This window comes from Xylophilus sp. GW821-FHT01B05 (genome assembly GCA_038961845.1).
GTDB lineage: Bacteria > Pseudomonadota > Gammaproteobacteria > Burkholderiales > Burkholderiaceae_C > Xylophilus.
Genome location: CP152408.1, coordinates 3,782,223 through 3,795,271 on the forward strand (window position 1 = coordinate 3,782,223; position 13,049 = coordinate 3,795,271).

Below are 13,049 nucleotides of genomic sequence, written 5' to 3' on the forward strand. Positions count from 1 at the left end.
CTCTTCTCTGGCCGATTAGCCCCTCATGCCCTTTCTCTCACTCGGCCTTTCTCCCGCGCTGGTCCACGCTGCCGGCAAGCTCGGCTTTCTCACGCCCACGCCGATCCAGGCCGCTGCGATTCCCGCCGTGTTGCAAGGCGCCGACGTGCTTGGCTCGGCACAGACCGGCTCCGGCAAGACGGCAGCCTTTGCCCTGCCGCTGCTGCAACGGCTGCAGGAAGGCCCCCAGCACACGCCACGGCGGGTACGCGCGCTGATCCTGGTGCCCACGCGCGAGCTGGCGGCACAGGTCGGCGAAGTGCTGCGCAGCCTGGCCCAGGACCTGCCGCAGCCGCCCAAGGTGGCGGTGGTGTTTGGCGGTGTCTCGATCAATCCGCAGATGATGGGCCTGCGCGGCGGCGCCGATGTGGTGGTGGCCACGCCCGGCCGCCTGCTCGATCTGGTGGAGCACAACGCGCTCAGGCTCTCGTCCGTGGGCCTGCTGGTGCTGGACGAGGCCGACCGCCTGCTGGACCTGGGCTTTTCCGAGGAACTGAACCGCGTGCTGGCCTTGCTGCCGCAGCAGCGCCAGAACCTGTTCTTCTCTGCCACCTTCCCGCCTGCGGTCGAGGCACTGGCTGCCGGCCTGCTGCGCCAGCCAGTGCGTGTAGAGGTCGTGGCCACGCCGGGGAATGAGCCCGCCATCCTGCAACGCGTGATCCAGGTCGATGCCAGCCGGCGCACCGAGCTGTTGCGCCACCTGCTGGAGGAAAGCGGTTGGGGCCGGGCGCTGGTGTTTGTGGCCACCCAGTACGCCACCGAGCACGTGGCCTGGAAGCTCTACAAGAACGGCATCTTCGCCACGCCCTTCCACGGCGGGCTGAGCCAGGGCGCGCGCAAGCAGGTACTGGAAGAGTTCAAGGCCGGCCGTTGGGATGTGCTGGTGACGACCGATCTGGCCTCGCGCGGCATTGATATTTCGCAGTTGCCAGTGGTGGTGAACTACGACCTGCCGCGCTCGGCCGTGGACTATGTGCACCGCATTGGCCGCACCGGCCGCGCGGGCGAAAGCGGCCTGGCGGTGAGCTTCACCAGCGCCGACACGGAGGCGCATTTCCGCCTGATCGAAAAACGCCAGAACCTGAGCCTGCCGCGCGAGCAGATCGCGGGCTTCGAGCCGGTTGAGGTGGAATCAAAAGAAAAAGCCGCCGAGGCACCAGGCACCGGCGGCATCAAGGGCAAGCGCCCTAGCAAGAAAGACAAGTTGCGCGCCGCCGCAGCGGCAGCACGCGGCGATTAGTCGAGGTCGGAGGCCTCGGCCTCCGGTGCCGGCCGGGCCTTGCGCACGCCGTGCGCAGCCAGGATCTCCACATAGAACTGGCCGGCCGCTTCAGCGGCGGCGGCGTCGATCGACTCCGTGAGATTGGCCAGATGCACATGTTCGGCCGCCTGCTCCGTCAGGCCGAACTTGCAATTGAAGTCCCAGTAGTCCACGCCTGGCGGGAGTTCACGACGGCGTTCGCGCTTGATGTACTTGCGGATTTCGTGCTTTACGGCTTCCAGAACCCGGTCGCGGTTCTTGCCTTCGATATTGAGCTGAAAAGTTTTCTTCATGGGTGATCGTACCGTGCCGGCGGGTGCCCTCTATTGCGGCACGCGCTGCGGAGCCCCAGAGATCGACTCCAGCGATGGGGAGCGCACCGGCGACACCACGACGGCCGGCTCGGCCACGGGTGCCGGCCCGATCGTGCCCACATCGACCGGCGTAGCCGTCTGCGCGTCCGGCGGCACGGCCGCCTGAAACTCAGGCAAGGCGACGGGCTCTGGTGGTGGCGGAGGCGGCGGCAGGCGCGGCGCATCAAACGCGGCGCTGGCGTCCAGCACCTTGGCGCGCAAGGACGCCTGCATGAAGTCACCGACGATGGGCAGCGCACTGCGGGCGCCCTGCCCCCAGCTATCGCCCATGGTCACGCGGCTGTCGTTAAAGCCCACCCAGGCACCCGCCACCAGTTGCGGGTGCATCAGGATGAACCAGCCGTCGGTGTTGTCCTGGGTGGTGCCGGTCTTGCCCGCCACATCGCCCTGGATGCCAAAGCGCGCGCGAATGCCGGCGCCCGTGCCCTTGTCGACCACGCCGCGCATGGCGTCGAGCAGCGTCTGCGCGGCCGCGTGGTCCAGTGCCGGCTCGGGTGCGGCTACCTGGAACTGCTCCAGCACCTCGCCCTTGCGGTTCTCGATGCGGGTGACCAGCACCGGCGCGATGTAGTTGCCGCCGTTGGCAATGCTGCTGTAGGCCGTGACCATTTCCTTCAGCGTGACCGGGCTGGTGCCCAGGGCCAGCGAGGGCACCTCGTCCAGCTTGCTCTGGCGCACGCCCATGGCGCGGGCTAGCCCGGCCACCTTGGCCGGGCCGACCTGCTGCATCAGCTGGGCAGTGATGGTGTTGCGCGAGAACGCCAGGCCGTCGCGCAGCGTCATGGGTTGGAAGCTGGATTCATTGCCGTCGGTGGGCCGCCAGACCTGACCGTTGCCCAGCGCGATAGCGACCGGCCCGTCGACAAAGGTCTCGTTCGGGTCTATGCCCTGCGCAAATGCGGCACCGTACACAAAGGGCTTGAAGGTGGAGCCCGGTTGCCGGCGCGCCTGCTGCACGTGGTCGAACTGGTCTTCGGCAAAGCCGCGGCTGCCGACCCAGGCGCGGACCTGGCCGTTGCGCGGGTCAACCGCCAGGAAGCCGGCCTGCAGGCGGGTTTTGTCGTCGCGCAGCGCCTGCATGGCGTCGGCGTCGGCCAGCACCTGCTTGATCGCCTTGGCGTCGTCCAGGCCGGCGTCACGCGCGGTCTTGTAGGCCGCGGTTTCGCGCAGCAGCGCCTGCACCACGGGCCGCTGCGCCGTCCAGGCGCGCGGGCCCCACTGGGCGCTGGCGGCCTTCTGCAACTGGTCGGCCTGCCGCTGCACGGCACGGTTGGCCAGGTCTTGCAGGCGCGAGTCGATGGTGGTTTGCACGCGCAGGCCGTCGGAGTAGATGTCGTAGCCGTTGCGGTCGGCCCAGTCGATCAGCCAGCGGCGCAGCTGGCGCGCCACGTGCGGCGCGGGGCCCACGGCGTCGTCCTGGCGCTCGAAGTCCACCTTCAGCGGCTTTTTCTGCAACGCGGCCAGTTGCCCGGCGGGCAGGCCGTCGCGCAGGGCCATCTGCGCCAGCACGGTGTTGCGGCGCTCTTGTGCGCGCTCGGGGTTGTTTACCGGGTTGTAGTAGCTGGTGCCCTTCAACATGCCGATCAGGGTGGCGCTTTGCAGCACGTCGAGCTTGTCGGCCGAGGTGTCGAAATAGGTGCGCGCCGCCATCTCGATGCCATAGGCGTTGTAGAGGAAGGGCACGGTGTTGAGGTAGGTCTCCAGGATCTCGTCCTTGGAATAGGCCGCCTCCAGCTTCAGGGCAGTGATGGCCTCCTTGGCCTTGCGCGTGACGCTGACCGAGCGGCCGATCTGCTCCGGGTACAGGTTGCGCGCGAGCTGCTGCGTGATGGTGGAGCCGCCCTGGCGGTCACCACGCACCGTATTGAGCACCGCCGCCAGCGTGCGCTTGAAGTCGATGCCGTGGTGCTTGTAGAAGCGCCGGTCCTCGGTCGACAGCAAGGCGGTGATGACATGCGGCGAGATATCGGCCAGCTTGACCCACTGGCGGTTGGTGCGCCGGAATTCCGCCAGCACCTTGCCGTCGGCCGACAGCACCACGGCGGGCCGCTCGTCACTGGCATGGCGGATGTCGCCAACGCCGGGCGTGAAGGGAATCAGCAGCAGCACATACAGCAGTACCAAAGCCGGCAGCGCTGCAAGCACCCGCCAGGGATGCGCGCGCGCAGCGCCCCAGGTACGGCGGGTTTGTTGGGCTAGAAAAGTGGGGGCACGGGCCAGGACGGAAGCAATCACGGGCGCATCTTAGGGGGCGTATGCAACAGGTTTGTAAAACTGGGACAAGTGCGCTGTGGTAGGGCGGGTGGGCTGAAAAACATCAAGCAAGCACTTGCAACAGCCGTGCCCGAAGGGGCGCCGCGGCAGATGTAACAGAACCAGCTTTGGGCGTATCAAGCCGCAACCGCCTTCGCCATGGCGAACAACACCGGTGTGGCCGTGCATCATTCCCCACCATCCAAGCAACGGCCGCCGAGACTCCATGAAGAGACGCCAATTCACCCACGCCCTGGGCCTGTTTACAGCCGCATCCGCCAGCAGCGCATGCACCCAGAAATGGCTGGTCACGCCCCAAGACCACTTCCAGCAAAAGGCCCGCCAGATCGAAGCCGACAGCGGCGGCCGGCTGGGCGTGGCGGTGCTCGATAGCCATACCGGCGCCCTGCACAGCTACCGCGGCGATGAGCGCTTTCCCATGTGCAGCACCTTCAAGCTGCTGGCGGCGGCGCTGGTGCTGGCGCGGGTCGACCAGGGCCGCGAGCGGCTGGACCGGCGCGTGAGCGTGCGGGCAGAAGACATTCTTGAGTACGCGCCCGTAACGCAAGCACGGGTGGGTGGCGCCCCCATGTCGATGGCGGAGCTGTGCGAGGCCGCCGTCACGCTCAGCGACAACACGGCCGCCAACCTGATGCTGGCCAGCTTTGGCGGCCCCGAGGGCCTGACCGCCTATGTGCGCACACTGGGGGACGACAAAACCCGGCTCGACCGCATCGAGCCACACCTGAATGAGGCCACGCCGGGCGACCCGCGCGACACCACCACGCCTGCGGCCATGGCGGGCACGCTGCGCAAGATCGTGCTGGGCGATGCCCTCTCCCCCCGCTCGAAAGAGCAGATGAACCAATGGCTGCTGGCCAACAAGACCGGCGACAAGTGCCTGCGCGCCCAACTGCCCACAGGCTGGCGCGTGGGCGACAAGACCGGTTCCGGCGACCACGGAACCCGCAATGACATCGGCGTGCTCTGGCCACCGGGCGGGCGCGCACCGCTGCTGGTGTGTGGCTACCTCACCAGCAGCACGGCCGACGCGGCGGCACGGGACCGCGCGCTGGCGCGGGTGGGCAGCCTCGCAGCATCGCTGGTCTGACTACAGCGCCTTCTTCAAGCGCTGAATGCCCTCTTCGATCTTGGCCACGTCAGCCGTGGCAAAGCTCAGGCGCAGCGCCGACGTGTCGGGCGCTGCAGCAAAGAAAGGCGCGCCCGGCACGAATGCCACGCCTTGCTCGATGGCGCGCTTGGCGAATTCGCCTGCGTCCTTCACCTTGCCGCCGGCACCGGTGAGGCGAGCCCAGAAGAACAGGCCGCCTTCGGGTTGGGTGAAGGCGATGGCGTCGCCCAGTTCGCGCTTGAGCGCTGCGCCCATGGCGGCTGCGCGCTCACCGTAGACCTTGCGCACATGGGCCAGCGTGCCGGGCATGCGGCCGGCCTTCAGGTAATTGGCGGCGGTGGCCTGGGCGAAGGTGCTGGTGTGGGCGTCGCTGAACTGCTTGCACATGGTGGCGTTGGCCAGCAAGGCCGGCGGGGCGATGAGCCAGCCCACGCGCAGGCCAGGGCTCAGCACCTTGCTCAGGCTGCCGCAGTGGGCGATCCAGTCACGGCTGCCGGGCACGCTGGCGCTCAGGGCCAGGATGCTGGGCGGCGGTGCGTCGTTGAAGTACAGGTCGCCATACGGGTCGTCTTCCACCACCAGCGTCTGGTACTTCACGGCCAGCTCCAGCACCTTCTTGCGGCGCTCCAGCGGCAGCAGCGCGCCACTGGGGTTGCCAAAGGTGGGGATCAGGTAGACGAACTTGGGCTTGTGCTCGGCAATCAAGGCTTCGAGCTTGTCGGTCTGCACGCCGTGGGCGTCGATGGGCGCGCTGATCACCTCGGCGCCGTACAGGCGAAAGCACTGGATGGTGGCGAGGAAGGTCGGGCCCTCGACGATCACCTTGTCGCCCGGGTTGATCAGGGTCTTGCCAAGCAGGTCCAGCGCCTGCTGGCTGCCGGTGGTGACGATCAGGCCTTCGGGCGTGGCGCCTTGCACGCCCTTGCTCTGCATGAAGGCGGCCAGTTGCTCGCGCAGCGGGTTGTAGCCTTCGGTGGCGCCGTACTGCAGCGCGCCGGGCTCTTCGGCCAGGGCCTTGTTGGCGGCCTCGGTGATGCCCTGCACATCGAACATCGCACTGTCCGGAAAGCCCCCGGCAAAGCTGATGATGCCGGGCTTGCCCAGCAGCTTGAAGAGTTCGCGGATGGCGGAGGTTTCTACTTTCTGGAGACGGTCGGCGAATTGCATGGAATGGGGTCTCTGTTGCGATGAAGGGAAGCGCTGCGGCGTATTGTCGCGCGGCGCTGGCGCAACCACCCGTCGGGCGCGCGTGGCCCGCAGCAATTCACCGCTACCATGGCCGCTACGTTTTCGCTTCCGGCGCTCCGCAATCCGTATGCTCTCCCCGCCAGACCTGCTCCATGCGTTGCCCAGCGCGGTGATGGTGATATCCGAAGGCCTCATCGTCTACGTGAATGCCGCCTGCGTCGCCGTGCTGGAGGCCGACGGCCCCGAGTCCCTGCTGGGCCGCCCGCCAGAGGCATTCATCCATCCCCTGGACCAGGCCCGCGCGGCGCTGCGGCTGAGCCGGCTGGGCTCCGATGCCACACCCAATGCACCGGCCCACCTGCGCATCCAGACCTGCCGTGGCGCATCGCGCGTGCTGCTGCTGACCAGCGCCGCCGCCCGCCATGCCGGCAAGGACACCATCGTGGTCAATGGCCTGGACATGACCGGCCACAGCCAGACCGAGCAGCAGTTGCGCGCCAGCGAGCGCAGCTACCGCGAGATGTTCGAGAACATGCAGGACGTCTACTACCGCACCGATGCCGAGGGCGTGGTGACCAACGTCGGCCCGGCCGTGCGGCGCGTGCTGGGCCACGACCCGCAGGAGATCATTGGCCGCAAGGCCGAGGCCTGGTACCCGAACACGGCCGACCGCGACGCCTTCACGCACGCCATCCAGGTCTATGGCGAGGTGACCGACTTCCCCGGGCAGATGGTGCGCAAGGACGGCCGCGTCATCGACATCTCCATCAGCAGCCGCGCGCTGCGCGATGCCGCTGGCGCCTTCGCCGGCGTGGAAGGGCTGTGGCGCGACGTTACGCAGCGCAAGAACCTGGAGCGCGAGCTGCAGCACATGGCGCGCACCGACATGCTCACCGGCATTGCCAACCGGCGCTCCTTCCTGGAACAGGCCGAGGCGCGGCTGCTGCGCTTCCGGCAGGGCGGCGGCTGGTTTGCGCTGCTGGTGCTGGACCTGGACCACTTCAAGGCCATCAACGACCGCTACGGCCACCAGGAGGGCGACCGGGCGCTGGTGCGCTTTACCGAAACGGTGGAGGCCCATATCGGCGCTGGCGACCTGCTCGGGCGCCTGGGCGGTGAAGAATTTGGCCTGCTGCTGGCGCGCCCCACGGCCGAGGCGGCAACCGAAGTGGCCGAGCAACTGGTGCGCCGCGTTGCCCAACTGCAGTTGCCGCCGCACGATGGCGAGGCCCGCACGCTGACGGCCAGCATCGGCATGACCGGCGTGCGCGCCACCGATGCGCAGCTAAGCGATCTGCTGGAGCGAGCCGACCGCGCGCTCTACCAGGCCAAGCGCAGCGGGCGCAACCAGTTGGTTTGCGCGGATTGAGCGCCCGCCCGCAGAATTTCAAAAACCATAGCTAGAAGCCCAGGCTGCACCTGGGCTTCAGCCACTTTTCTTCAAAATCAGGCCGGGCGGCTGTTGCGCCGGCGCGTGATGCGGCGCTCTACGCCCTCGACCGCGCGGCCCAACGAGAAGCACAGCACAAAGTAGGTCACGGCCAGCAGCGCATAGACCTGGAACGGCTTGGTCAGCAACTGGCTGTTGATCTGGTAGGCGGCGTTGGTGAGCTCGTCCACGCCGATCACATAGGCCAGCGAGGTGTTCTTCACCACCACCACGAACTGGTTGAGCATGCTCGGGATCATGTTGTAGAGCGCCTGCGGCAGGATCACCGTGCGCAGCGCGGTGAGGTGGCCCATGCCCAGCGCGCGGGCGGCCTGGTACTGGCCGCTTGGCAGCGCGCTGATGCCGGCGCGCACGATCTCGCCCAGGTAGGCGCTCTCATAAATCACCAAGGCCATCAGCATCATCAACGTGGCGCTGACCTGGCCACCGGTCAGGTAGGGCACGGCAAAGTAAGACCAGAACACCACCAGCAGCAGCGGCAGGCCACGGATCGAGTTGGCATAGAGCGCCGTGGCCCAGGCCAGCGGCTTGACCGGCGAGGTGCGGGCCACGCCCACCAGCACCGCCAGCGGGAAGGAGATGAGCAGCGCCAGCAGCGCCAGGATCAGCGTCATCGCCAGCCCGCCCAGCGGGCCTTGCGGGTACTGGCCGATGAGCAGGATCAGGCCGTAATCACGCAGGATGTCGATCATCGCCCGCCCCTGGCCGCCGCCGCGCGTTGCTGTGCCAAGGCGCCCACGCCCATGATGAACCAGGAGCCGACCAGGTAGCAGGCCGAGGCGATCATGAACACCTCGAAGGTGCGGTAGGTTTCGTTCTCGATCTGGCGCGCGGCGTGCATCAAATCGGCCACGCCCACCGTCATGGCCAGGCTGGTGGCCTTGAACAGCGCCAGCGTCTGGTTTACCAGCGGCGGCAACGCGGCGCGCAGCGCCTGCGGCAGCAGGATGTGGCGCAGTGTCTGGAAGTAGTTCATGCCCAGCGAGCGCGCCGCCTCGGCTTGCCCGCGCGGCAATGAGCGCAGGCCGCTGCGCAGGTCTTCGCTCATGTAGGCCGCAGCGTACAGGGTGAGCGCGATGCACGACAGCATGAACTCGCCATCGTGGTGGTTGATCCAGCGCTGCATGCCGCTGGGCAGCAACTGCGGCACGCCGAAGTACCAGACAAAGATCTGCACCAGGCCGGGCACGTTGCGGTGGTATTCAACAAACCACTTGACCACACCCTGCAGCCCGCGCGACTGCGTGCTGCGCGCGGCCATCAAGACAGACGCCAGCAGCATGGCCAGCACCCAGCTCAGCGCGAACAACTGCGCGGTGACGAGCAGGCCGTGCAGCAACAGCGCGACGTTGTCCGGGTTGGACAGCAGGAAATCCTTCATGGGTACGCTGGCGCTGCCCGTGGCTTACTGCTCGAAGGCCGAGATGGGCGTGAGCTTCTTCTCGCGCTTGAAGGCAAAGCGCGTGTCGGGGCCGTACCAGCGGTTCCAGATGGAGTCGATCTCGCCGGCCTTCTCCATGTCTTCCAACACCTTGTTGACGGCTGCCAGCAGCGCCGGCTCATCCTTCTTCACGCCGAGTGCGGTTGGCTCCCAGGCCAGGCTGTCGTCGATGAAGACCGCCTCGCCCTTGGATTCGGCCAGGTAGCGCAGGCCGGCGGTGTGCGAGGTAGAGAAGCCATCGACCTTGTCCTGCATCAGCGCCAGGAAGGCCGAGGGGCCGTCCTGGTAGCTGATGATGGCGGTCTTGGGCAGGCCACGGCGCGCGAAGATCTCGGTGGTGGCGCTCTTGACCGCGCTCACGCGCTTGTCGGCCAGTTGCGCAAAGCTGGTGACGCCGGCGTCTTTCTTGACCATGACGCGGATCGGCACCTGGTAGTGCGCCGCCGTAAAGGCCACCTGCTGCGCGCGCTCCTTGGTGTAGCCGAGCGCGGCCGACACCAGGTCGACCCGGCCGGTGGACAGCTCTGGAATGCGCTGCTCGATCGACAGGCCACGGTGCTCCAGCTTCAGGCCCATGCGCTTGGCAATGGCCGCGCACATGTCGACATCAAAGCCGACGATCTGGCGCGTCTTGGGGTCTTGGAAACCCAGCGGCTCGGTGCTGGTGAGCGTGCCGCAGACCAGGGTGCCGCGCGCCTTGATGTCGGCGAGCTGGTCGGCGTGGGCAGCCATCGTGGCAAACAGCGCGAGCGCGGCGAACGCGACACGGCGGGTGGTGGCAGGCAGGTTCATCGTGGCTCCTGTTGAGGGGGAAGGGAAACCGGTGCGGCAGTGGGCGCCGCAACGCTCATGCCATGGAAGTCGCGGGCCTGGGCAAAGGCCGCGGCCAGCGCGGGCGCATCGCCCTGCGCCAGGTGCTGGCGGATCAGGCCCAGCGCATCGCCCAGGCGGTCGATCTCCGCGATCAGCGGCTGCGTGTTGTGGATGGCGATATCGGCCCACAGCGCCGCATCCGAGCCGCCCAGGCGCGTGAAGCCCTGGAAGCCGCTGCCCTGGTAGGCCAGCCAGTCGCGCGTGCCTTCGCGCTGCGCCAGGCTGTGCAGATAGGCATAGCTCAGCAGTTGCGGCAGATGGCTCAGCGCGGCGTAGACCTGGTCGTGCTGCGCGGCCGGCATCTGGGTGACCTGCGCGCCCAGCAGCGCCCAGAAGGCCTCTGCGCAGGCCAGCGCTGGCGCGGCGGTGCGGGCATCGGGCGTGAGCACGCAGCGCTTGCCGGCAAACAGATCGGCATCGCCCGCGGCCCAGCCGTGCCGCGCCTTGCCGGCGATGGGGTGGCTGGGCACAAAGCGCGCCACCGCCGCTTCGCCGCCGGCGCGCAGGGCAGCCAGCACCGGCGCCTTGACGCTTGCCACGTCTATGCCCACGGCACGGCCACGGCCGATGTCGGCCGCGTGCTGCTCGATGAAGGCGCACAGCACGCCCACCGGTTGGCACAGCAGCACCAGGTCGTGCTCGGCAAAGAGCGTGGCGGGCGGCTCGGCGATGGCATTTATCCAGCCTTCGAGCAGCAGTTGCCGCAGCAGCGCCGCATCCACGTCGTGGCCGGTGATGTGGCCCTGGAAGCCGCGCGCACGCAGCGCCCGCACGACCGAGCCACCGATCAGGCCCAGGCCGCAGACGGCAATGCGGCCGTTCTTCAGCGCATCGGGGATAGAGGGAAATGCCATGGCGCGCAGTGTCGGGCGCTAACGCCCCGCACGGCAAATGCCAAAATAGGCCAACTCCATAACACCGTGTTAAGCCCATGAACCTGCGCCAGATCGAAGTGTTTCGCGCCGTCATGCAGGCCGGCTCGATCTCTGGTGCGGCGGCCGCCCTGCATGTGTCGCAGCCTGCCGTCAGCCGGCTGGTGCGCTACCTGGAGGTGAAGCTGGGCGTGGCGCTGTTCGAACGCACCGGCAGCCGCCTGCATCCCACGCCCGAGGCGCACGCGCTCAAGCGCGAGGTCGACAGCGCCTACCGCAGCATCGACCGCGTGCGCAGCTACGCCGAGCAATTGCGCCACGGCGTGGCCGATACGCTGCGCATCAGCTCCAACCTCAGCACCGGGCTGGAGCTGGTGCCGCGCGCCATCGCCGCGCTCAAGACCGCCATGCCGCGCCTGCACCTGACGGTAGAGATCGCCACCCATGCACAGATCACCGACCAGTTGCTGGGCGGCGAATGCGACATCGGCGTGGTGTCCTTCGTGCAAACGCACCACCCGGCCATCAACCTGCACCCGATAGGCGAAGGCGATGTGCTGTGCGCCATGGCGCCCGGCCACCCGCTGGCCGCGCATGCGCGCATCACGCCAGAGATGCTGCGGCGGCCCGACGTGGTGTCTTTTGGCCACGAGACACCGCACGGCCGGCTGGTGGGCGAACTGGTCGGCGCACGCGACGAGCCGGTCACGCCCACGGTAGACGTGCGCTACGCCTATGTCGCCTGCAGCATCGCTGCCAGCGGCTGGGGCGTGGCCGTGGTGGACGACATGACCGCGCGCCACCGCGAGAACGCCGGCCTGGTGCTGCGTCCCTTAGCCCCGCCCCGGCGCTACAGTGCCTATGCCATGAGCAGCGCAGAACGCCCGCTCTCCAGCGCCGGCCGCGAGATGGTGCGGCTGCTGGCGCTGCACTGGGACGCGGCACGGCGCGGCAAGCCCGCACCACGCAGCGCCCGTGTTCGCAAGACAAGCAAAACAGCCCCATGAAAAAAGCCGACATCACCCCGTTCTTTGCCACCCTGCAAGCCGCCAACCCCGAGCCGGAAACCGAGCTGGAATACACCACACCCTTCGAGCTGCTGGCCTCTGTGCTGCTGAGCGCCCAGGCCACCGATGTGGGCGTGAACAAAGCCACGCGCCGGCTCTACCCGGTGGCCAACACGCCGCAGGCCTTGCTGGACCTGGGCCTGGAAGGGCTGGAGGGCTACATCAAGACCATTGGCCTGTACCGCACCAAGGCCAAGAACCTGCTGGCCACCTGCCGCATATTGGTAGACCAACACGGCGGCGAAGTGCCGCGCACGCGCGAGGCGCTGGAAGCGCTGCCCGGCGTTGGCCGCAAGACCGCCAACGTGGTGCTCAACGTGGCCTTTGGCGAGCCCACCATGGCGGTGGACACGCACATCTTCCGCCTGGGCAACCGCACCGGCCTGGCGCCGGGCAAGACGCCGCTGGAAGTGGAGCAAAAACTGCTCAAGCGCATACCGCCGCAGTTCATGCTGCACGCCCACCACTGGCTGATCCTGCACGGCCGCTATGTGTGCGTGGCGCGCAAGCCGCAGTGCTGGCATTGCAGCGTGGCGCCGTATTGCAGCTTCAAGCCGAAGACGGCGGCGCCGAACTGAACGGCCTTGGCGCCGGGGGCGGCGCGCGAGCTACTTGCGCTCGATCATCTGCCCGCGCAGCTCGCCACCGGGGAAGTTGGCGGTGTGCACGTTGGCGTACCACTTGCCTGCCAGCAGATCGGCCGCCTGCGCCGGCGTGAGCGTGGCGCGGCCGTCGTAGGCGGCGGTGATCGGCACCCGGAAGGTGATCACCGGTCCAGCGTTGGCGCCAATGGCCGCCGGGCCATGGAAATGCGCCATGGTGGGCGGGCCGCTCAGGTTGCTGTACGACATCTTCCAGCGGAGCAGCAGCGTGTTCTTGTCCAGCACGGCATCGACCGTGCCCGTGCCCGTGCTGCCGTTGGGCGGCACCTCGTTGGTGCCCGCCAGCCGCGTGGTGAAAGTGGCCAGGTGGGCGTTGGGGTCTGGCGGCTGCAACACCGAACAGCCAGCCAGCGCCGCCACAGCGGCAATGCCCGCCGACAACAGCAGGCGGCGGGGAGAAGCGGGAAAAACTTTCATGCGGAGAACTCCTTGGACGG

The 13,049-nt window shown here is 67.9% G+C and carries 13 protein-coding genes; 5 read left to right on the forward strand and 8 right to left on the reverse strand.

All coding sequences use genetic code 11. The features are described from left to right. Positions 1–25 precede the first annotated feature (25 nt). Positions 26–1,279: a DEAD/DEAH box helicase gene (locus AAFF27_17580; GenBank protein XAH21823.1), complete on the forward strand. Its 1,254-nt coding sequence runs from the start codon at positions 26–28 to the stop codon at positions 1,277–1,279. On the opposite strand, the gene AAFF27_17585 is transcribed toward AAFF27_17580, so the two are convergent. After that, on the reverse strand, positions 1,276–1,593 hold the full coding sequence (locus AAFF27_17585) for a DUF6172 family protein (protein ID XAH21824.1): 318 nt from the start codon (positions 1,591–1,593) through the stop codon (positions 1,276–1,278). The two genes, AAFF27_17580 and AAFF27_17585, sit on opposite strands and share 4 nt — an antisense overlap. A gap of 30 nt (positions 1,594–1,623) precedes the next feature. Further along, positions 1,624–3,819: a transglycosylase domain-containing protein gene (locus tag AAFF27_17590; GenBank protein XAH26258.1), complete on the reverse strand. Its 2,196-nt coding sequence runs from the start codon at positions 3,817–3,819 to the stop codon at positions 1,624–1,626. 334 nt (positions 3,820–4,153) lie between these two features. Between AAFF27_17590 and bla the strand changes: the two genes are divergently transcribed. Further along, the gene (gene bla / locus AAFF27_17595; GenBank protein XAH21825.1) at positions 4,154–5,038 is read left to right on the forward strand and encodes a class A beta-lactamase; all 885 of its coding nucleotides are present in this window, start codon (positions 4,154–4,156) and stop codon (positions 5,036–5,038) included. On the opposite strand, the gene AAFF27_17600 is transcribed toward bla, so the two are convergent. Beyond that, a complete protein-coding gene (locus AAFF27_17600; GenBank protein ID XAH21826.1) occupies positions 5,039–6,226 on the reverse strand; it encodes a PLP-dependent aminotransferase family protein in 1,188 nt (395 codons plus the stop codon). It lies immediately after the preceding gene. Positions 6,227–6,374: 148 nt separating this feature from the next. Between AAFF27_17600 and AAFF27_17605 the strand changes: the two genes are divergently transcribed. Further along, complete coding sequence (locus tag AAFF27_17605; GenBank protein ID XAH21827.1) at positions 6,375–7,616, forward strand: sensor domain-containing diguanylate cyclase; 1,242 nt, start codon at positions 6,375–6,377, stop codon at positions 7,614–7,616. A gap of 77 nt (positions 7,617–7,693) precedes the next feature. On the opposite strand, the gene AAFF27_17610 is transcribed toward AAFF27_17605, so the two are convergent. The 4 genes from AAFF27_17610 to AAFF27_17625 are packed head-to-tail and all read right to left on the reverse strand — an operon-like array spanning position 7,694 to position 10,865. Continuing rightward, positions 7,694–8,389, reverse strand: a complete 696-nt coding sequence (locus AAFF27_17610) for an amino acid ABC transporter permease (GenBank protein ID XAH21828.1) — start codon at positions 8,387–8,389, stop codon at positions 7,694–7,696. Then, entirely contained in the window at positions 8,386–9,078 is a 693-nt protein-coding gene (locus AAFF27_17615; protein ID XAH21829.1) for an amino acid ABC transporter permease, read from the reverse strand. Before AAFF27_17615 ends, AAFF27_17610 begins: the two co-directional genes overlap by 4 nt. A gap of 24 nt (positions 9,079–9,102) precedes the next feature. Then, complete coding sequence (locus AAFF27_17620; protein ID XAH21830.1) at positions 9,103–9,930, reverse strand: ABC transporter substrate-binding protein; 828 nt, start codon at positions 9,928–9,930, stop codon at positions 9,103–9,105. Next, positions 9,927–10,865, reverse strand: a complete 939-nt coding sequence (locus tag AAFF27_17625) for a prephenate dehydrogenase (protein ID XAH21831.1) — start codon at positions 10,863–10,865, stop codon at positions 9,927–9,929. Before AAFF27_17625 ends, AAFF27_17620 begins: the two co-directional genes overlap by 4 nt. 77 nt (positions 10,866–10,942) lie before the next feature. On the opposite strand from AAFF27_17625, the gene AAFF27_17630 reads away from it, so the two are divergent. Continuing rightward, entirely contained in the window at positions 10,943–11,890 is a 948-nt protein-coding gene (locus AAFF27_17630) for a LysR substrate-binding domain-containing protein (protein XAH21832.1), read from the forward strand. Continuing rightward, positions 11,887–12,528, forward strand: a complete 642-nt coding sequence (nth, locus tag AAFF27_17635; GenBank protein XAH21833.1) for an endonuclease III — start codon at positions 11,887–11,889, stop codon at positions 12,526–12,528. The genes AAFF27_17630 and nth overlap by 4 nt, the downstream gene beginning before the upstream one ends. Before the next feature lie 30 nt (positions 12,529–12,558). Here nth and AAFF27_17640 read toward each other — a convergent pair whose 3' ends face one another. Beyond that, a complete protein-coding gene (locus tag AAFF27_17640) occupies positions 12,559–13,029 on the reverse strand; it encodes a CHRD domain-containing protein (GenBank protein XAH21834.1) in 471 nt (156 codons plus the stop codon). Positions 13,030–13,049 lie beyond the last annotated feature (20 nt).

Excerpts from the sequence above, each read along its gene's own strand:
- AAFF27_17580 (XAH21823.1), top strand. The coding sequence starts at position 26 with ATGCCCTTTCTCTCACTCGGCCTTTCTCCCGCGCTGGTCCACGCTGCC.
- AAFF27_17585 (XAH21824.1), bottom strand. The coding sequence starts at position 1,593 with ATGAAGAAAACTTTTCAGCTCAATATCGAAGGCAAGAACCGCGACCGG.
- bla (XAH21825.1), top strand. The coding sequence starts at position 4,154 with ATGAAGAGACGCCAATTCACCCACGCCCTGGGCCTGTTTACAGCCGCA.
- AAFF27_17600 (XAH21826.1), bottom strand. The coding sequence starts at position 6,226 with ATGCAATTCGCCGACCGTCTCCAGAAAGTAGAAACCTCCGCCATCCGC.
- AAFF27_17605 (XAH21827.1), top strand. The coding sequence starts at position 6,375 with ATGCTCTCCCCGCCAGACCTGCTCCATGCGTTGCCCAGCGCGGTGATG.
- AAFF27_17610 (XAH21828.1), bottom strand. The coding sequence starts at position 8,389 with ATGATCGACATCCTGCGTGATTACGGCCTGATCCTGCTCATCGGCCAG.
- AAFF27_17615 (XAH21829.1), bottom strand. The coding sequence starts at position 9,078 with ATGAAGGATTTCCTGCTGTCCAACCCGGACAACGTCGCGCTGTTGCTG.
- AAFF27_17620 (XAH21830.1), bottom strand. The coding sequence starts at position 9,930 with ATGAACCTGCCTGCCACCACCCGCCGTGTCGCGTTCGCCGCGCTCGCG.
- AAFF27_17625 (XAH21831.1), bottom strand. The coding sequence starts at position 10,865 with ATGGCATTTCCCTCTATCCCCGATGCGCTGAAGAACGGCCGCATTGCC.
- AAFF27_17630 (XAH21832.1), top strand. The coding sequence starts at position 10,943 with ATGAACCTGCGCCAGATCGAAGTGTTTCGCGCCGTCATGCAGGCCGGC.
- nth (XAH21833.1), top strand. The coding sequence starts at position 11,887 with ATGAAAAAAGCCGACATCACCCCGTTCTTTGCCACCCTGCAAGCCGCC.
- AAFF27_17640 (XAH21834.1), bottom strand. The coding sequence starts at position 13,029 with ATGAAAGTTTTTCCCGCTTCTCCCCGCCGCCTGCTGTTGTCGGCGGGC.